Source organism: Aeromonas sp. 25-AL00135, assembly GCF_054052385.1.
In genome coordinates, this window is sequence record NZ_JBSTYQ010000002.1 from 246,456 (window position 1) to 266,370 (window position 19,915).

Here is a 19,915-nt window from a genome sequence, read left to right on the forward strand (position 1 = left end):
CGCCAATTGGCGGGGTCTTGTTATTTTCGGCGTAGTGATTTAGCCGATGGTACTGGTGATTGAGCTGATGCTACTCAGGGGACCACTACCCGGCTCTCGCCGCCGCCGAGGGCTTCGACTCTGATCTGCACGCCAATCCGTTCTACCAGCGTCTGGACGTGGGAGATGACCCCGATCTGGCGACCGGCGGCCTGCAGGGAGTCGAGGCTGGCGAGCGCCAGATCCAGACTGTCCGGATCGAGGGTGCCGAACCCTTCGTCAATAAACAGCGACTCGACCTGGGTCTGGCGTGACGAGAGGCTGGAGAGGGCCAGCGCCAGCGCCAGCGACACCAGAAAACTCTCGCCGCCGGAGAGAGAGTCCACCGAGCGCACCTCGTCCCCCATATCGAGATCCACCACCTGCAGCGCCAGATCGGTGCCGGGCACCCGCTCCAGTCGGTAGCGGGGCGAGAGCTCGGCGAGCTGGGCGTTGGCCTCCAGCAGCAGACGCTCGAGGGTGAGGCTCTGGGCGAAGGTGCGGAACTTGGCGCCGTTGGCCTGCCCGATCAGATCGCACAGCTGCTGCCAGTGGTCGGCCACCGCCTGCTGGGCGGCCAGTTCCTGTTGCAGGCTGCCCGCCTTGAGCGCTGCGGCTTCGGCCTGTGCCAGCTTGCTCTTGCACTCGAACAGCTGCTCTTCAAGGGCGCGACAACGGGCATCGAGCGCCGTCAGCTGCTCGCTCAGCTCTGCATCCGGCAGGGCGGCCAGCTCGGGATGGTGCTCGCGATAGCGATCCCGCTTGCTCTCCTCCAGCGCCAGCGCCCGTTGCCGCTCGGCAAGGCGGGTACGCGCTTCACCAAGGGCATCTTCCAGCCCTTGCAGGGCAGAGCGGCGAGCCTTGAGTTCATCGGGGCTGATGGCCAGCAGGCGGCGAAGGTCGTACTCGGCAATGCCAAGGGTGCTGGCGTGGGCAGCCCAGCGCCCCAGCACCTCCCGCTTGCGGCGGCTGCTGGTCTGCTTTTCCTGCTCCACATGGGTGAGGCGGGTCTTGAGTTCAGTCTGCCGCTCCCGCAGAGCACGGCCGCCGCTTTGCATCAGCTCCAGTTCGCTGGCGAGTTGTTGCAGTCGTTGCTGCCAGCGGCTCTCGACCAGCGGGATCTCCTCGCCACCCAGACAGGCGGCACGGCTGGTGAGCAGCCCCTGACGCTGCTGTTCGTGCTCCTTGTAGTCCCGCTCGAGTTTGTGCAGCAGCTCGCGCTGGGTCTGCAGGCGCGCCTCCTGCGCACTTAGTGCTGGGGTGAGGCTGGCGATCTCGCTGGCCAGCCGCTCCCACTCGCTCTGGCCGTGCAGCCAGGCTTCGCAGGCTCGCTGCCACTCGTGCCACTGCTGGCTGCCGAGCCATTGGCGCCACGGTTGGCCGCCCATCTGTTCGTCGAGGCGGTGGGCACCCTGTTCGAGGCGCTGGCGCAGGGTCGCCTCCTGCTCGCCCATCCCCTTCACTTCCCCTTCCAGCGCGATGCGCTGGCGATCGGCCTCCTGCCACTGCTGGTCAAACTGCTGGTGCTGGGCAGCCAGTTGGCTCAGTTGCTGACGCACCCCTTGCAGCTGTTGTTGACCAAGCTGGGCCTGACGCAGCTGCTGCTGGCTCTGGGCCAACCCCAGCTCCAGCGCCTGGCCACGGCCAAGCAGTGTGCTCATCAGCTCGTTCCACTCAATGGGGCTTTGGCGCAGCGGCAGCGGATGGCCGAGCAGGGTATCTCCCCCCAGCTGTTGCCAGCGCTGGGTCAGCTGCTCGGCGCGGTTTTCCAGCTCTGGCAGGTGCTGCTGGCGTACCGCCAGCTGGCGGGCCAGCTCCTGACGCTCGCTCTCGCACTGAATGTATTGATGATTGAGCCGCTCCCACTCCAGCTCCAGACTGCGGGCCCGTTCCGCCAGTTGACCAAGAATGCCGGCCACCTGTGGCTGGCTCTGGCTGTAGGGGTGCTCCCCGGAACCGCACAGCGGGCAAGGTTCGCCATCGCTCAGGATATGGCGATACTGCTCGAAGCTGGCGATGGCGCGGGACTGCTCCAGCGCATGGCGCGCCTCGTCCCGCTGCAGGGCGAGCCGCTCGCGGGCGGGGGCCAGCTCTTCGCCAAGGGTGGCGAGCTTGCCCAGCGCCTGCTCCAGCTGGGCAATCTCCTGCTGCAGACGGCCATGCTGCTCGCCGTGATTGCGGCCATAATCGGCAAGTTCCAGCAATTGGCGCAGCTGACCCAGCTGTTCGGTTTGCTGCTGCCACTGCTCCTGCGCCTTGGCGAGGCGGCTCTCCCACTGCTGCTCCTGCAACTCGTTCTGTTGCTGTTGCAGCCGGGCTTGTTCATGTTGCCAGTAGTCGCGCTCCTGCTGACCCTGCTCCAGCTGGCGCTGCAACTGCTGCAGGGCGCGCAGTTTGTGGTCGCGCAGGGTGAGCAGTTGCTGCAACTTGTCGGCATCCCCGGCCCAATCCTGCATGGCGGTAAGCAGGGGCTGCCACTGGCGGGCGACCGGTGCCAGCTCCTTGTTCTCTTCCAGCCAGAGGCTCCACTGCTGGTGCTGGCGCCTGAGCTGTTCCACCTGCTGACTCTGTTCGCGCCACCCCTGCTCGAGGGTGAGCTGCACTTCCCGCTCCTGAGTCCCCTCCTGCTGGATCTTCTGCAACTGCTGCTGCTTTTCCCGAATGCGGGTGTCCAGCTCCTGTGCCCGCTTGAGTTCGGGTTGCAGGGCGCCCCATTCGCGCTCGGCGGCGATCTTCTCTGCCAGCAGCTGCTGTTCGGTGAGGGCGCTCTGCTGGGTCTGCTCCTCGAGTTTGGCCAGCTCCGGCCCCAGCTCGGCGATGACCTTCTCCTGCTGCTGCACCTCAAGAGTGAGGCGGGCCAGCTCGTCGTGATCGGCGCGGGCCACCTGGGCCTGTTCGGCACGGGCAAACTCCTCGCGCTCGGGCGCGGCGGCACCGTGGGCCTGCATGGCGGCTTCCAGCGCAGCTTCACCCTCACTGCAACCTTGCTGCTGGGTGGCTATGCGACCGTTGAGGTCACGCAGATCCTGCATCAGCTGCTGCTGTTGCTGCTCATGCTTGAGGGTGGTGGCGAGGCTCACCTGCCGGCTTACCCACTGCTCGCGGGTCGCCTCGTCCACCAGCGCCACGTCGCCGAGGCGTTGAGTGATGGCGGCCAGCTTCTGCTGCTCCTCCCGCGCCCGTTCATAGGTCTGGATGGAGATGGCGGAGTAGAGCTCGGTGCCGGTCATCCGTTCGAGCAGGGCGGAACGCTCGTTGGCGTCCGACTTGAGAAAGGCGGCGAACTCCCCCTGCGGCAGGATCACCGCGCGGCGGAACTGCTCCCAGGAGAGACCCACCAGCTCGTCAATGCGATCCTGCAGCTCCCGCTTGCTGCCACTGAATACTTGCCCCGATTCCACATCGGTCAGGGTGCGCTCCTGTGCCTGAAAACGCCCCTCGGCGCGGTTGCGTGCACGGCGCACCGCCCAGCGGGCCAGCCAGATGCGGCCATCACAGCCACGAAACTGCACCTCGGCAAAGCCGCTGGCGTGACCGCGACTGAGGATGCCGCGCACGTCGTTGGCCTTGAGCTTCTCCTCGTCATCCATGCGGCCTACTTCGGCCACGTTCTTGCGATTGGCGATAAAGCGCGGCATCTCGTCGTAGAGGGCGAGACAAATGGCGTCGAGCAGGGTGCTCTTGCCGGCGCCTGTATTGCCGGTGATGGCAAACAGGCCCGCGGCGCCGAGTGCCCCGCTGGTAAAGTCGATGGTGAAGGCGCCGGTCAGACTGGCCAGATTCTCACCTGACAGAGACAAGATTTTCATTGGTTAGACTCCTTCACCTGCTCAAGGATCTCTTCAAACGAGGCGACCAGCTCGGCTTCGGGCTCCCCCTCAAACTGGCGCTGATAGCAGAGGCGAAAAACTTCGGTGGGGGAGAGCTCATCCAGCCTGCGCCGCTCGCGACCATCGGCCAGCCCTTCGCCCGAGCCCTGATACTGAGTGCTGATGCGGGCCAGCCGCACCGGTTTGTCGGCGATGGCAGTGAGGATTCGCTCGCGGATGCGGGCCTCTGGCTTGGGCAGCAGCAACCGCACTTCGAGGAAGGGCTGTGCTTCTTGTGGACAAGGGGGGAGCGTCAGTGCCTCGATGGCCTGGAGCGCCTCGTCGAGACCGCTCTGGGGCAGCCGGATCATCTCCACCGCGCGGGGCACCGGGATCCGTTCAAGCCTGACCAGTTTGCCCCCCTCAAACGTCACCTCCAGCACCTGATGGTTGTAGTTGGCTTCGGCGAGCGAAAGCGGCAGCGGCGAGCCGCTGTAGTACACCCCCTCGGCCGGGCTCTGGGCCAGATGGAGGTGACCGAGCGCCGTGTAGTCGGCACCGGCAAAGAGTTCGGCAGGCAGGGCGTGCTGGTTGCCGCCGAGCACCCGCCGCTCTGATAGCTCGGAGAGTTGGCCCGCCGCCAGATAGGCGTGGCCCATGGCGATGAGCGGCAGATCCTCGCCGCAGCGGGCGCGCCCTTCGGCCAGCACCTCGGCATAGATCTGGCGTACCCCTTCGATCAGCCTGTCTTGTCCTTCTGCCAACTGTTCCACCCGCAGATCGCTGCTGCGCAGGAACGGCACGGCGGCGCACCAGGCGGCAATCTTGCCCTCCCGGTCTTGCAGCGGTACCAGCAGACGGTCGGTGTCGAGTTTGCCCTCACTGTCGCGGCTGATGCTGCCGACCAGATGCAGGTCAAAGGCGCGCAGCAGCTCGTGGGGGGCATCCAGCTTGGAGGGGGAGTCGTGGTTGCCGCCAATCAGCACCATGTTGAGGTGAGGCAGCTCGGCGCGCAGCCGTGCCAGAAAGCGGTAGAGCTGCTGCCAGGCGCTGGCGGGGGGATTGGCGGTATCGAACAGATCGCCCGCTACCAGCAGGGCGTCGATCTCGCGCGCCTTGAGGGTGTCGGTCAGCCAGTCGAGGAAGGCATCGTGTTCAAAACGGCGGTCGTGACCATGGAGTTGATGGCCAAGATGCCAGTCGGCGGTATGGAGGATTTTCATGAGAAAGCAACCCGGATCCTGGGATGGTGCCGGTGGCACCCGATGGTGACAAGATGAGGATGCCCCATGCTTTTTTCAAGTAAAACAGGGGGCTGCCGTCAGTTCATGCGGGTTCGCAGCACATCTTGTACTGGGGGTGGCCGGTGAGGGGATCGGACTCCTCTGCCTCGATGACAAAGCCGTGGCGGCGGTAGAAGCGCACCGCTTGGGAGTTTTCCACGAAGACTCTGGCGTGGAGCGACGCACCCTGACGCTTGGCCTCCTGCAAGAGGGCATGGCCGACGCCGCGTCCCTGTCGGTCGGGGCGCACAAAGAGGGCGGCGAGGTAGTTGTCTACCAGCGCCATAAATCCGAGCAGGTCGCCGCGCTCCTCGAACACCCAGATGTGGGCGTGATCGAGGTAGCGGGTGCGCAGATCCTCCTGAGCCTGCCACCAGCAGGAGGCATCGACGAAATCGTGGGCCTGCAGGGAGGCCAGCAACCAGATTTCGACGATCTCGTCCATGTCTTCGGGGCGACTGGGCCGCAACATATCTTCATCCTTGTTAACAACTTCACCTTCGCAGTCTAGGGGAACTTGATGACAGTTCCGGTAACCGGGATGGCACCCTGTGAAGTCGATCGCCCTTTATTTAGCAAGAATGATTGGCTGATCACAAAGCGCCTCTCTAGTACAATGCCCGCCGGACAATCTATCGAGACCGAGGACGCCATGTGGTTTAAAAACCTGCAGATTTATCGCTTTACCCGCCCCTTCGACCTGACCGTTGAGCAGCTGGAAACCCAGCTGGAGGCCTGTGCCTTCACCCCTTGCGGCAGTCAGGACATCTCCCGGTTCGGGTGGGTCAAGCCCCTTGGCAAATTCGGCTCAACCCTGACCCACTCTGCCTCCGGCCACATCCTCATCTGCGCCCGCAAGGAGGAGAAGATGCTGCCCGGTACCGTGGTCAAGGAGATGCTGGCGGAGAAGGTAGAGGCGATCGAGTTCGAGCAGGGCCGCGCCCTCAAGAAGAAAGAGAAGGAAGCGCTGAAAGAGGAGATCCTCCACACCCTGCTGCCGCGTGCCTTCAGCCGTACCAGCCAGACCTTCGCCTGGATCAATCCGGCCGACAACCTGATGGTGGTGGATGCGGGCTCAGCCAAGAAGGCGGACGACCTGCTGGCACTGTTGCGCAAATCCATCGGCTCCCTGCCGGTGGTGCCGGTGGCCCTCAAGAACCCGCCCGAAATCACCATGACCGAGTGGCTGAACGAGGGCAACCTGCCTGCCTCCTTCACTCTGGAAGATGAAGCCGAGCTGCGCAGTGCCATGGAGCACGGCGGCATCATCCGCTGCAAGCAGCAGGATCTGATGACCGACGAGATCAAGAACCATCTGGCCAACGACAAGCTGGTGACCAAGCTGGCCCTCAACTGGGGCGAGACCGTCAGCTTCGTGCTGGGGGATGATCTCTCCATCAAGCGCCTGAAGTTCAGTGAAGAGCTGCGCGAGCAGAATGACGACGTGACCAGCGAAGATCCGGCCGCCCGTCTGGATGCCGACTTCGCGCTGGTCACCGCCGAGCTATCCCAGTTTATCCCGGCGCTGTTTGCCGCCCTGGGTGGCGAAGAGCAGTCCATCTAAGCGAACTGGCTCTACCTGATCGAAAAAAACCGCCTTCGGGCGGTTTTTTTATATCTGTTACGGATAGCCATTATTGATAGATGAGTAAGATATTGATCTTGTTCAATAACTTGAGCTGTCAGCGCCAATCGTGACATAGTCCCTCTTCATGGTCATAAAACAGACAAGGAGAGTGTCATGTTGCGCAAACCTCTGGGGCTGGTTGTCGCCCTTGCCCTGCTGGCCGGTTGTGCCAGTGACAACGGCTTTCACTACACCCCGCCAGCCCAGACCCTGATCGCACCCGAAGCAGCCAGTGGCTGGATCGACAAGCAGGGCTGGCAGGGCCATGACTTCATGGTGGCGGCCGCCAACCCGCTGGCGGTGGATGCGGGCTACCAAATCATCAAGGCCGGTGGCAGTGCCGTCGATGCAGCCATTGCGGTGCAGCTGGTATTGACGCTGGTGGAGCCGCAATCCTCCGGGATCGGTGGCGGGACGCTGCTGCTGGTGTGGGATGGCCGCAAGGTGAGTGCAGTGGATGGCCGCGAGACGGCACCGGCCGCCGCCACCGACCAGCTGTTTATTCAAGATGGCAAGCCGCTGGCGTTTTATGACGGTGTGGTCGGGGGCCGCTCGGTCGGTGTTCCCGGTACCCTGCGCGCTCTGGCACTGGCCCATCAGCGTTATGGCAAGCTGCCCTGGGCTGTGCTGTTCCAGCCCGCCATCACGCTGGCAGAACAAGGATTTGTGATAAGTCCACGGCTGGCCACATTGCTGGCCAAGGATCCCTATCTGGCACGGGATCCGCAGGCGCGTGCCTACTTCTATCAGGCGGATGGCAGCCCCAAAACGGCGGGTACCCTGCTGACCAACCCGGCGCTGGCCAGGGTGCTGCGCACTCTGGCCACAGAGGGGGCGGATGCCTTCTATCGGGGGGCGCTGGCGGATGCCATGGTGGCCAAGGTTCGCCAGCATCCCACCAATCCCGGGGTACTGGCGGCCACCGATCTGGCCAGCTATCAGGCCAAAGTGCGTGATGGCCTCTGCTTTGACTATCGCCAGAACAAGATCTGCGGTTTCCCCACTCCCTCATCCGGCACCCTGGCACTCGGCCAGATCTTCGGCATGCTGGAGAGCCGCGATATGGCGACCCTCAAGCCGATCACCACGAAGGAGGGGGAACTGGCTGCCTCCAGCGAGGCCATCCACCTCTACAGTGAAGCGGCGCGTCTGGCCTTTGCCGATCGCAACCAGTACGTCGCCGACAGCGATTTTGTCAGCGTGCCGGTGAAGGGGCTGCTGGACAAGGGCTATCTGGCCGAGCGCGGCAAACTTGTCGGTCAGCACTCCATGGGGATTGCCAAGCCCGGTACGCCGCCGCTGGCGCTGGCGCGCGGCAAGGATGCGACCCCCGAACTCCCCTCTACCAGCCATGTCTCGATTGTCGACAAGGCGGGGATGGCCATCTCCATGACCAGCTCCATCGAGGATGGTTTCGGATCGCGCCAGATGGTCAACGGCTACCTGCTCAACAACCAGCTCACCGATTTTTCCTTCACCTCGGTGGATGCCGCCGGTCTGCCGGTGGCAAACCGGGTGGAGCCGGGCAAGCGGCCCCGCTCCTCCATGTCACCCCTGCTGGTGTTTGACAAGCCAAGTGGCGAGCTGACCATGACGCTGGGCTCGCCGGGGGGCTCCGCCATCATCAACTACGTGGGTAAGACCCTGCTCGGCACCCAGGATTGGGGCCTGAACCTGCAACAGGCTATCAACCTGCCCAACTTTGGCAGCCGCAACGGCCCCACCGAGTTGGAAGCGGGACGCACCCCCATGTCGGTGGTCGAGGGATTGAAGGCGAAGGGACACGAAGTGGTATTGAACGAGCAGACCTCCGGCCTGCAGGGGGTTGAGCGCAACGCTGGCGGCTGGTTTGGCGCAGCGGATCCGCGCCGGGAAGGGATCGCCAAGGGGGAGTGAGGTTCCCATAGCAACAAGGCCAGCATGATGCTGGCCTTGTTGCTGATGGTGCATGGCAGAGCGAGTTACTGGATACCCAGCAGCTCCACATCAAAGATCAGGACTGATCCCGGCGGGATTTTGCCAGCGGCGCGGTCGCCGTAGGCGAGGTTGGCAGGGATGTAGAAACGGGTCTTCTCACCTTCCACCATCAGCTGCACCCCTTCGGTCCAGCCAGCGATCACTTGATTGAGGCCAAATTCGATGGGCTCGCCACGGGCAACCGAGCTGTCAAAGACGGTGCCGTCCAGCAGCTTGCCCTCGTAATGCACCTTCACCTTGCTGGTGGCGGTGGGGTGAACGGTGCCAGTGCCCGGGGTCAGCACTTCGTACTGCAGGCCGGAGGCGGTGGTGGTCACCAGCGGTTTGTCCTTGTTGCTGGCGAGGAACTCGGCGCCAATTCGCACGTTGTCGGCCGCCAGCTTCTTGTTGTTGCTGCTGGAGTAGAAGTAGTAGGCCACACCGGCGATGAGCAGTGCGATCAGTATGAATTTCATCGGTTTTTCCTGTTCCATGAAATGTAAAAAGTGCAATGAGGACGCCATCTTATCGCGCACCGCCCCTGATGGCGAGCCACAGGGCGGGAGGATGTGAGCGGGCAGGCAAAGCTCGGAGACGCAGACGCAAAAAGGGGCGAGTCGGTGACTCGCCCCTCGTCATGGCGGCGGCGCTTACTTGGCGGCCACCATCATCAGGGCGGGCAGGGCGAAGAAGAGACCCGCCACATAACCCAGAGCCAGCAGCTTGTTCTCGCTGCCGACCCGTGCCAGCCCCTCGGCGGCGCGTACCGGCAGGTCGCGCAGGAAGGGGATGCCATAGATGATGACCACGGCAAAGAGGTTGAACAGCACGTGGACCAGCGCGATGGTCAGGGCCAGCTGGGCACCGGCTCCACTGATGGCGGTGGCAGCCAGCAGGGCGGTGATGGTGGTCCCGATATTGGCCCCCAGGGTGAAGGGGTAGAGCTGACGGGTGCTGAACACACCGCCGCCGGCCAGCGGGATCATCAGGCTGGTGGTGGTGGAGGAGGACTGCACCATGATGGTCACCAGCGCACCGGAGGTGATGCCGGTCAGCGGGCCACGGCCCAGCGCCTTGTGCAGCACCTCTTTGGCGCGGCCAACCAGTACCTGTTGCAGCACTTTGCCGAGATAAGTGACGCAAGCGAGGATCAGCAGGATACCGATGATGATGGTCGCGATGGCGGCACCCTTGCCCGGCAGGAAGGCAACGGCGCTGTCAATCAGCTGCTGGGCCGGTGCGGTCAGCGGCTTCATGAAATCCATGCCCTTCATCGACATGTTGGCGGAGCCTACCAGCAGGTTGGCCAGCCACTCGGCGCTGTGTTGCAGCAGACCGAACATCAGTTCCAGCGGCAGGAAGATGAACACCGCCAGCAGGTTGAAAAAGTCGTGCACGGTGGCGGCGGCGAAGGCGCGGCGGAACTCGGCGCGATCCCGCACATGGCCCATGGAGACGATGGTGTTGGTGATGGTGGTGCCGAGGTTGGCACCCATCACCATGGGGATGGCCATGCTGATGGGCAGGCCGCCAGCCACCAGACCGACGATCACCGAGGTGACGGTGCTGGAGGATTGCACCAGCGCGGTAGCGAGAATACCCAGCAGCAGGGCTACAAAGGGGTTGTTGGCAAAGGCGAAGATCTGGGCTGCGCCCTCGGCGCCGCCGGAGAAATCTTTGAAGCCGTGGGAGATGGCGCCCACGGCAACCAGGATCAGGTAGACCAGTACGATGACACTCATCCAGTTGAACAGGGCGCGGGTCGCGGGCGGCTGTGACAAGGAGTGATGGTGTTGCATAAAGCCTCTTGAGACGGTCGTTCCGTCTTGGGTTGTTGATGACCCGCGCATTTAATCAGTGGTTAATGACAGAAATATGACAAGGTGACACTTTTATGATGGTTTTATGACTTGCGTTGGTGGTTTGCTCGCCAATAGATGATGGGGATGGCGAGAAATATGGCTGGTGGCGCCATCCGTCCGGTCTGTTTCTTGCCGACCACTACGGGTAGGCTGCGCCAGAGTGGCAATAGTCGAGCCCCATTTTCAGCCCGTCAAATAGCAAGAAGGGGAGCCATGGCTCCCCTTCTGTCTATCCGTTATCCGCAAAGGATCAGGCGTCAGCCGCCTCTTCGTACTGACGGAACGGGATGCGGAACACCGCCAGACGCAGGAACAGATAGGTTGCGCCGAGGCCCGCCCAGATCAGGCCCAGCTCCAGCGAGCTCTGCTCCAGGTTGATCCACAGAGCACCGATGGTGGCGGCGCCGAGCAGCGGCATCAGCAGGTAGATGACGTGATCCTTGAGGGTCTTGTTGCGCTTCTCGCGTACCCAGAACTGACCGATCACCGACAGGTTGACGAAGCTGAACGCCACCAGTGCGCCGAAGTTGACCAGCGCCAGCGCGGTATCCAGATCAAACGACACGGCGGAGAGGGCCAGACCGCCCACCATCAGCACGTTGATGGCCGGGGTGCGGTATTTCGGGTGGATGTAGCCAAACACCCGCTCCGGGATCATGCGGTCACGCCCCATCACGTAGAGGATGCGCGACACACCGGCGTGAGCCGCCATGCCGGAGGCCAGTACCGCGACCGTGGTGCAGACCAGCACCACGGACTGGAAGAAGGTGCCGCCAACGTAGAGGGCGATCTCCGGCAGTACCGCATCCGGATGCTGGAAGCGGGCGAGGCTCGGGAAGTAGAGCTGCAGGCAGTAAGAGACCACCACGAAGATGATGCCGCCGATAAGGGCCGTCAGCACGATCGCCTTGGGGATCACCTTGCCAGCGTTCGGAGTCTCTTCGGAGAGGGAACTCAGACCGTCAAAGCCCAGGAACGAGAAGCAGAGAATGGTCGCACCGGTGAAGAGCGGTACCAGCTGTGCAGACTCGAAGTGGAACGGACGGCTGCTCATCAGGGTGCCAGCCCCTTCGCCGTGGTAGATGCCCCACGCCATCAGGCCGATAAAGAGGGTGATGATGGCCAGCTGGATCACCACGATCAGACCGTTGAAGTTGGCTACCAGGTTGATGCCGCGCAGGTTCAGGAAGGTCATCACGGTCACCAGACCGAAGATGAACACCCAGGGCTCAACGCCCGGGAACATGGCGGTCAGGTAGATCTTGGCCAGCAGGATGTTGATCATCGGCATGAACATGTAGTCGAGCAGGGATGACCAGCCGACCATGAAACCGACGTAGGGGTTGAACACCTTCTGGGCATAGGTATAGGCAGAGCCCGCAGAGGGGAACTTGCGTACCAGATGGCCGTAGCTGAAAGCGGTGAGCAGGATGCCACCCAGAGCCAGCAGATAGGCGGTGGCGACCCGGCCATCGGTGATGTCACCGACGATGGCGAAGGTGTCGAAGACAGCCATGGGGGTCAGATAGGCCAGACCCATCACAATCACTTGTGTCAGGGTAAGGGTCTTGAGCAGCTTGGCGTTTTGCGATGCCATTACGCTTTCTCCTCAATCAGTGCCGCAGCACGTGCTTGCAACGAGCGCAGGGATACGATGGATTCGCAAGCCTGTACATCAAGGGCGCCGGGGAGGCGCATACCGGGCTGTACCGGCAGGAAAGCATTAAAACGCCCCATTGTTATCCTCTCAACGTCGGGAGATTGTTTGGCAATCTCGAATATCACTTCCGGAAACGTTCCGGCCTCTTGTGGTGGGTTTGTACTGCACTTCAAAAATACAAAAACCGATGTCGCAGTGAACATCGGTCCTTTATTGGCGGCGTATTGTGCATTCGGTCAGCCCCCTTGACAAGCAAAAAAGGGCGGATTAACGCATTTTTTTGCATACGTACGGGGCAGGTAAGTGATCACTCGCCCCCTGCAGCCGTCCCCGAGCCGCTCCCCCTTTTTCGGGGGGGAAGAGAACCCTGTCGTGGCGTATGAAAAATCGGCAAATCGGGGCTGCAGGGTGCATAGCGCCTCAACATTGATCCTGATCATATTTGCCGGCGTCCCCCCGGGTTCGAGTCCAGCGAACTGATCGGCTGGCGGGGGATGGGAGGGGTTGAAGTGGATAAAGAGTGGCTGCATATCCATTCACATTAATGACTGAGGATAGAAGGCAAAGCGGCTCGGGCCATGGCCCGGGGAGCAGTCCGGCTGGGTAGTTATTTGAAATCAGTCACACTTCCTGCAGAAACCGTATTTCTGGCAACCCGTGCTGCTGGCAATCAGCGCGCCGCAAAAACAACAAGGAGCCCGCAGGCTCCTTGTTCGCTATCGGGGGGAGGGGCGCCAGCGGTTACTGGGCGATCTCCACCTTGTCGGCGGTATGCAGCGGGATGCGGAACACAGTCAGGCGCAGGAACAGGTAGATGGCCCCCAGCGCCGCCCAGATCAGCCCCAGCTCGAAGGAGGAGGGCTCGAGGTTGAGCCACAGCACCCCGATGCAGGCAGCGCCACAGAGTGGCAGCAGCAGATACATCAGGTGGTCCTTGAGACACTTGTTGCGGCCCAGCTTCACATAGAAGTGGGCAATCACCGCCAGATTGACGAAGGTGAAGGCCACCAGGGCGCCAAAGTTGATCAGCGCCAGCGCCATCTCCAGATCCAGCGACACCGCAGAGAGGGCCAGCAGGCCGACCAGCAGCACGTTGAACGCCGGAGTCTGCCACTTCGGATGGATGTAGCCGAAGAAGCGGGCGGGCAGGGCGCGATCACGACCCATCACGTAGAGCAGGCGCGATACACCGGCGTGGGAGGCGAGCCCCGAGGCCAGCACCGCTACTGTGGTGCAGACCAGCACCACCGCCTGGAACAGCTTGCCGCCGACATAGAGGGCGATCTCCGGCAGTACCGCATCCGGATGCTGGAAGCGGGAGATGTCCGGGAAGTAGAGCTGCAGGAAGTAGGAGGTAGTGACGAACAGCACACCGCCGATCAGCGCCGTCAACACGATGGCGCGGGGGATCACCCGATCCGCGTCCGGGGTCTCTTCCGACAGGGTACTGATGGCGTCAAAACCGAGGAACGACAAACAGAGGATGGAGGCCCCCATCAGCAGCGGTGACACCTGGATCTGCTCGGAGAAGAAGGGACGGCTGCTGGCCACGGTCCCCAGCCCTTCACCATTGTGAACGCCCCAGGCGATCAGGCCGATGAAGATGGCGATGATGCTGAACTGCATCACCACGATCAGGCTGTTGAAGTTGGCCACCAGCTTGATGCCGCGCAGGTTGAGGGCGGTCATCACCGCCGCCAGACCGAAGATATAGGTCCAGGGCTCTACGTTCGGGAAGAGGGCTTCCAGATAGATCTTGGCCAGCAGCATGTTGATCATCGGCATAAACATGTAGTCGAGCAGGGAGGTCCAGCCCACCATAAAGCCGACATAGGGGTGAAACACCTTCTGGGCATAGGTATAGGCGGAGCCGGCTGACGGGAACTTGCGCACCAGATGGCCGTAGCTCAGGGCTGTGAACAGCATGCCGATGAGGGCAAACAGGTAGGCGGTTGGCACATGGCCTTCGGTGATTTCGGTAACGATGCCGAAGGTGTCGAACACAGCCATGGGGGTGAGGTACGCCAGTCCCATAACCACGACCTGCCACAGTTTGAGGGTCTTTTTCAGACCAACCTGCTGGGCCGCCATTATGCATGTTCCTCATGCAGTGCCAGAGTGGCACGGTCCATCAACGAAACCGGGAGAGAGGCCCGGGAATCAAGGGCGCCAGGGCGGCGCACACCGGCCATGGCCGGTTGGAAAGCATTGAGATGCCCCATGTTGTTCCTCACTAGACTTGGTGTCGGGAGACTGCTGCCAATCTCGCTATCTTTTCCGGGGGTGATCCGGCCTCGTTTATGGGTGTGTTCACTGTCTAAAAAAGAACCGATGCCATTGTTTTACATCGGTTCATTCAGTGGCGGCGCATTGTGCATTTGCAGGGCCCCCTTGACAAGAAAAAAAGGGGGCGAAATTGCATTTATTTGCACAGGTAAGTGGTCACTTTCCTGCTGGTCAGGCCAGCACGGCCTCCAGTGATTTTTCAAGGAGTTGCAACCCCTCGTCAATCACTGCCGCAGGGGCTGTCAGGGGGGCGAGAAAACGGATGACATTTGCGCGCACCCCGCATGAGAGCAGGACAAGACCCCGTTTGCCCGCCTCGGCCACCAGTCGCTTGGTAAGGTCGGGATCGGGCTGGCTGGCATCACGCCGTTTCACCAGCTCCATGGCCACCATGGCACCGGGGCCGCGAATTTGACCTATGCAGTCAAAACGCTCGGCTATGCGTTCCAGCCCCGCCTTGATCTGCTCACCCTGATCCAGCGCTTTCTGGTTGAGTTTTTCCTCGTCGATCACCTGCAAGACCGCCAGCGCGGCGGCGCAGGCGATGGGGGAACCGGCATAGGTGCCACCCAGGCCCCCCGGCTTGGCAGAGTTCATGATCTCCGCCTTGCCCACCACCGCCGAGAGAGGGAAGCCCCCCGCCAGACTCTTGGCCAACGTCATGATGTCCGGCTCGATGCCGGCATACTCGGTGGCGAAGGTTTTGCCGGTGCGGCAAAAACCACTCTGGATCTCGTCGCAGATCAGCAGAATGCCGTGCTGGTCGCAGATGCTGCGCAGCTTCTGCATAAAGCTCGGGGAGGCGGGATAGAAGCCCCCTTCGCCCTGTACCGGCTCGATGATGATGGCGGCGACGCGATTCGGCTCGATATCGGCGCTGAAGCAGAGCTCGAGGGCGTGCAGGGCATCCTCTTCACTCACCCCGAGATAATCGGCGGGGAAGGGGATGTGGTAGACCTCGCCCGGGAAGGGGCCAAAGCCGGTCTTGTAGGGCACCACCTTGCCGGTGAGCGCCATCCCCATCATGGTGCGGCCATGAAAGCCCCCCTTGAAGGCGATGGTGCCGCTGCGACCGGTGTGGGCGCGGGCGATCTTGATGGCGTTCTCGACCGCCTCGGCGCCGGTGGAGAGAAACAGGGTGCGTTTCGGGGTCGGGCCGGGCACCAGGGCGTTGAGCTTCTCGGCAAGCTCGATATAGCCCGGGTAGGGGGTGACCTGAAAGCAGGTGTGGCTGAATTTTTCCAGTTGATCGCGCACTGCCGCCACCACTTTGGGGTGGTTGTGGCCGGTGTTGAGCACGGCGATGCCGGAGGCAAAGTCGATGTAGCGGTTGCCCTCCACATCCCACAGCTCGGCGTTTTGCGCCCGGTCGATAAAGACCGGCAGCAGGGTACCGACGCCGTTGACCACGGCCGCTTCGCGGCGCGCTTGCCACGCCTTGTTTGATTCTGACTGACTCATCTTTCCTCCCTGAGGGGCCATGGCCCCCGATATTCCCTGAAAATGTGGCAGGCGTTTTGGCGCCCATCACCGCCGATCAGCCCATCGGGCCAGATCGGCGGCGCCTTGTCTCTCTGTTGCTGCCCTAGCGGATAGAGCCAAAGCAGAGGTATTTGGTCTCCAGATACTCCTCCAGCCCCTCGGCTGCCCCCTCCCGACCCAGACCCGACTCCTTGATGCCGCCAAAGGGGGCCAATTCGGTCGAGATGATCCCCTCGTTGATGCCGACCATGCCGTACTCCAGCTGCTCGGCGACGCGCCACACCCGGGCGATATCGCGGCCATAGAAGTAGGCGGCCAGGCCATAAGGGGTGTCGTTGGCAATGGCGATGGCTTCGGCTTCCGTCTCGAAGCGCACCAGCGGGGCGACCGGGCCGAAGATCTCCTCCTGCAGGATGGGGTTGGTTTTATCCACCTTGCCCAGAATAGTGGGGCGGTAAAAAAGGGGACCGGCGGGGTGAGCTTCACCCCCCAGCAACACTTCGGCACCGGCGGTGACCGATTGCTGCACCAGCTCGGCCACCTTGCTGGCGGCGGCGGGGTTGATGAGCGGGCCGATCTGGGTGCCCTCCGCCATGCCATCACCCACCTTGAAGGCCTTGACAGCGGCGGTCAGCTTCTCGGCGAAGGCATCGTAGACGCTGGCCTGCACCAGAATCCGGTTGGCGCAGACGCAGGTCTGCCCGGCGTTGCGGTATTTGGAGGCGAGCGCCCCTGCCACGGCGGCGTCGAGGTCGGCATCGTCAAAGACGATAAAGGGGGCGTTGCCACCCAGCTCCAGCGACAGCTTCTTCATGGTGTCGGCGCACTGGCGCATCAGCAGCTTGCCGATGCGGGTAGAGCCGGTGAAGGAGAGCTTGCGCACCACCGGATTGCTGCACAGCTCGTTGCCCACCGCGCTCGCCTGATGACTGGTGACGATATTGATGACACCGGCGGGGATGCCCGCCTGCTCGGCCAGTACCGCCAGCGCCAGTGCGCAGAGCGGGGTTTCGGCGGCCGGCTTGATGACGATGGTGCAACCGGCGGCCAGCGCCGGGCCCGCCTTGCGGGTGATCATGGCAATCGGGAAGTTCCACGGAGTGATGGCGGCGACTACCCCGACCGGCTGCTTGATGGTGGCCAGCCGGCGATCGCCGCTAAAGCCCGGGATGGTGCGGCCATAGGCGCGCTTGCCCTCCTCGGCGAACCACTGGATAAAGCTGGCGCCGTAAGCCACCTCGCCCTTGGCTTCCGCCAGCGGCTTGCCCTGCTCGCAGGTCATGATGCGGGCCAGCTCGTCGCTGTGGGCTGTGATGGCGGCAAACCAGGCGTAGAGCTTGTTGCTGCGCTCCTTGGCGGTCAGCGCCGCCCAGGCGGGTTGCGCCGCGTGGGCGGCCGCGATGGCGCGGCGGGTATCCTCGGCATCCATGTCGGGCACCTGGGTAATGACGGCCCCGCTGGCGGGGTTGGTGACCTCGAAGGTGCGGCCGCTGGCGGCCTCGCACCACTGTCCATCTATATAGGCGCGGGATGTGATCAAGCTGGAGTGGGATGTTGTTCCTGACATGAGAAGCCTCGAGTGTGGGTCAGAGCAGCTGGTTGCCGGAGTGAGCCGACCCTTCCTGCGCCGCTGCCGTATAAAATAATAAGCACAGGAAGACCATAATTTGAGCTGAAATGTTTTTCAAGTGTTAAATATATTTGAATTGCTGGGGGGCGCCATGCTAGAAAATGGGCTGTGTAGCGCGCTTTTACCCATTCGCTTGCAGGCTGTAAGTGGGCAAACGACGGGGAGATGGTAAATCAGGTGTGCAAAATAATGAACGGCTGTGCTGTGTAACATAGTGAACGGCAAGGGAAAGCTGGTCGGCTATTTTAACCAGCAGGGTAAACAGGCAGCGCCTGATCCGATGCGATCACGCGCAAGCAGGAGAGGCTGATGATGCAAGGATGCAGAGATAGCGCAGCAAGAGGAGGCTTGCGGTGAGCGGGCCACAGAGTCGGGAGAGCGTGGCTCGACCGTTGGGTGCGGCTGACGCCGGGGCGCGCACCATGGGGGAACGGTTGGCGGCGGTGCGCCATCAGCTGGGGCTCTCCCAGCGACGAGCGGCCGAGTTGAGCGGCCTGACTCATGGCGCCATCTGCATGATCGAGCAGGACAAGGTGAGCCCCTCGGTCGCCTCCCTGCAAAAGCTGCTCACCATCTATGGCCTGCCGTTGTCGCGCTTTTTCGCCGAGGAGGAGAGCCGCACTCCGGAGGTGGTGATCAAGGCTGATCAGCTGATCGAGCTGGGCAGTCAGGGGGTCTCCCTCAAGCTGGTGCACAACGGCAACAACCGCCGCCAGCTCGGCTTTATGCTGGAGACCTATCCCCCCGGCACCGACACCGGCGGTCAGGTGACCCATCAGGGGGAGGAGGTCGGCACCGTGCTGGAGGGGTCGGTGATCCTGACGGTGGCGGGCCAGAGTTATCCGCTGGAGGCGGGCGACAGCTATGTGATCGACACCGGCGAGCCCCACAGCTTCAGCAATCCGTCGGGGCAGACCTGTCGCATCGTCAGCGCCCACACCCCGGCGAGCTTTTAATCCTGATAGTAGTTTGGCAACCGAACCGGTAAGGAAACAGGGATCATGACCGAACATGTAAACAGTTACTACGCAGCCAGCGCCAATAAACACGCGCCCTACCCGACATTGACCGAGCAGCTGGAGTGCGATGTCTGCGTCATCGGGGCGGGCTATACCGGCCTCTCCAGCGCCCTGCATCTGGTGGAGAAGGGCTACAGGGTGGTGGTACTGGAGGCTGCCCGGGTCGGCTTTGGCGCCAGCGGCCGCAACGGCGGCCAGATCGTCAACTCCTACAGCCGCGACATCGACACCATAGAAGCGAACTGCCCGCCGGATCAGGCCAGGCTGCTCGGTTCCATGCTGTTTGAGGGGGGCCAGATCATCCGTGAGCGGATCAAGCGCTATAACATCCAGTGCGATCTGCAGGAGGGGGGGGTCTTTGCCGCCGAGACCGAAAAACAGTTCCACGAGCTCAAATCCCAATACGCCCGCTGGCAGAAGTGGGGTAACGACAAGCTGGAGCTGCTCGATGCCAAGGGGGTGCGCGAGGTGGTCGCGAGCGATCGCTACGTCGGCGCCCTGCTCGACAAGAGCGGCGGCCATATTCACCCTCTCAATCTGGCGCTGGGGGAGGCGGAAGCGATCCGCATCCAGGGGGGGCAGATCTTCGAGCAGTCCGCCGTCACCAGCATTACTCCGGGCCAGCCAGCGCTGGTCAAGACCGCCAAGGGGGCGGTGAAGGCACGCTTTATCGTGGTGGCGGGCAATGCCTACCTCGGCAATCTGGTGCCGGAACTGGCCAGCAAGAGCATGCCCTGTGGCACCCAGGTGATCGCCACCGAAGTGCTGGGAGAGGAGCGGGCCCGTTCACTCTTGCCGCAAAACTACTGTCTGGAGGATTGCAACTATCTGCTCGACTACTACCGTACCTCCGGCGATCACCGGCTGCTCTATGGCGGTGGCGTGGTCTATGGCGCGCGAGATCCGGCGGATATCGAGCGGCTGATCATCCCCAAGATGCTGAAAACCTTCCCGCAACTGGCCGACGTCAAAGTGGAGTACACCTGGACCGGCAATTTCCTGCTCACCCTGTCGCGGCTGCCGCAGTTTGGTCGCATCGGCCCCAACATCTACTACATGCAGGGCTACAGCGGCCACGGTGTCACCTGTACCCATCTGGCGGGCAAGCTGCTCTCCGAGGTGCTGAGCGGTCAGGCCGAGCGCTTCGATGCCTTTGCCAAACTGCCGCACTACCCCTTCCCGGGTGGCCGCCTGTTCCGCATCCCCTTCACCGCTGCGGGCGCCGCCTGGTACACCCTGCGCGACCGCTTGGGGGTATAAGAGCTACCCAGCGAGAAATGTGG

The 19,915-nt window shown here is 62.6% G+C and carries 14 protein-coding genes; 4 read left to right on the plus strand and 10 right to left on the minus strand.

Translation table 11 applies throughout. The annotated features are described in order from the left end of the window. Positions 1-74: 74 nt before the first annotated feature. The 3 genes from ACW5XC_RS02640 to ACW5XC_RS02650 form a co-directional block, all read right to left on the minus strand. Entirely contained in the window at positions 75-3,827 is a 3,753-nt protein-coding gene (locus ACW5XC_RS02640; protein WP_042052668.1) for an AAA family ATPase, read from the minus strand. After that, on the minus strand, positions 3,824-5,050 hold the full coding sequence (locus tag ACW5XC_RS02645; RefSeq protein WP_042052669.1) for an exonuclease SbcCD subunit D C-terminal domain-containing protein: 1,227 nt from the start codon (positions 5,048-5,050) through the stop codon (positions 3,824-3,826). Before ACW5XC_RS02645 ends, ACW5XC_RS02640 begins: the two co-directional genes overlap by 4 nt. Before the next feature lie 103 nt (positions 5,051-5,153). Further along, the gene (locus tag ACW5XC_RS02650) at positions 5,154-5,582 is read right to left on the minus strand and encodes a GNAT family N-acetyltransferase (protein WP_041208255.1); all 429 of its coding nucleotides are present in this window, start codon (positions 5,580-5,582) and stop codon (positions 5,154-5,156) included. A 180-nt stretch (positions 5,583-5,762) separates the two neighbouring features. Here ACW5XC_RS02650 and rdgC point away from each other — a divergent pair, with 180 nt between their 5' ends. After that, entirely contained in the window at positions 5,763-6,674 is a 912-nt protein-coding gene (rdgC, locus tag ACW5XC_RS02655) for a recombination-associated protein RdgC (RefSeq protein ID WP_033113354.1), read from the plus strand. Between the two features lie 177 nt (positions 6,675-6,851). Then, on the plus strand, positions 6,852-8,633 hold the full coding sequence (ggt, locus tag ACW5XC_RS02660; RefSeq protein WP_042052670.1) for a gamma-glutamyltransferase: 1,782 nt from the start codon (positions 6,852-6,854) through the stop codon (positions 8,631-8,633). Positions 8,634-8,698: 65 nt separating this feature from the next. On the opposite strand, the gene ACW5XC_RS02665 is transcribed toward ggt, so the two are convergent. The 7 genes from ACW5XC_RS02665 to ACW5XC_RS02695 all read right to left on the minus strand — a co-directional run bounded on the left by ACW5XC_RS02665 (position 8,699) and on the right by ACW5XC_RS02695 (position 17,550). After that, positions 8,699-9,169, minus strand: a complete 471-nt coding sequence (locus tag ACW5XC_RS02665) for an FKBP-type peptidyl-prolyl cis-trans isomerase (protein WP_005338245.1) — start codon at positions 9,167-9,169, stop codon at positions 8,699-8,701. 174 nt (positions 9,170-9,343) lie between these two features. Continuing rightward, on the minus strand, positions 9,344-10,492 hold the full coding sequence (locus tag ACW5XC_RS02670; protein WP_042052672.1) for a sodium:phosphate symporter: 1,149 nt from the start codon (positions 10,490-10,492) through the stop codon (positions 9,344-9,346). A gap of 313 nt (positions 10,493-10,805) precedes the next feature. Continuing rightward, positions 10,806-12,152 (minus strand): APC family permease, encoded by a 1,347-nt coding sequence (locus ACW5XC_RS02675; protein ID WP_021230506.1) that lies wholly within the window; start codon positions 12,150-12,152, stop codon positions 10,806-10,808. Further along, a complete protein-coding gene (locus ACW5XC_RS02680; protein WP_005338239.1) occupies positions 12,152-12,292 on the minus strand; it encodes a hypothetical protein in 141 nt (46 codons plus the stop codon). The genes ACW5XC_RS02675 and ACW5XC_RS02680 overlap by 1 nt, the downstream gene beginning before the upstream one ends. A gap of 664 nt (positions 12,293-12,956) precedes the next feature. Further along, entirely contained in the window at positions 12,957-14,306 is a 1,350-nt protein-coding gene (locus tag ACW5XC_RS02685; RefSeq protein WP_005359067.1) for an APC family permease, read from the minus strand. 366 nt (positions 14,307-14,672) lie between these two features. Next, positions 14,673-15,962: a 4-aminobutyrate--2-oxoglutarate transaminase gene (gene gabT / locus ACW5XC_RS02690; RefSeq protein ID WP_042052673.1), complete on the minus strand. Its 1,290-nt coding sequence runs from the start codon at positions 15,960-15,962 to the stop codon at positions 14,673-14,675. Positions 15,963-16,086: 124 nt separating this feature from the next. Then, entirely contained in the window at positions 16,087-17,550 is a 1,464-nt protein-coding gene (locus ACW5XC_RS02695; RefSeq protein ID WP_042052675.1) for an NAD-dependent succinate-semialdehyde dehydrogenase, read from the minus strand. A 416-nt stretch (positions 17,551-17,966) separates the two neighbouring features. Between ACW5XC_RS02695 and puuR the strand changes: the two genes are divergently transcribed. After that, a complete protein-coding gene (puuR, locus tag ACW5XC_RS02700; protein WP_042052677.1) occupies positions 17,967-18,569 on the plus strand; it encodes an HTH-type transcriptional regulator PuuR in 603 nt (200 codons plus the stop codon). Between the two features lie 45 nt (positions 18,570-18,614). Next, a complete protein-coding gene (locus tag ACW5XC_RS02705; RefSeq protein WP_042052678.1) occupies positions 18,615-19,892 on the plus strand; it encodes an NAD(P)/FAD-dependent oxidoreductase in 1,278 nt (425 codons plus the stop codon). The last annotated feature ends 23 nt before the right edge of the window (positions 19,893-19,915 follow it).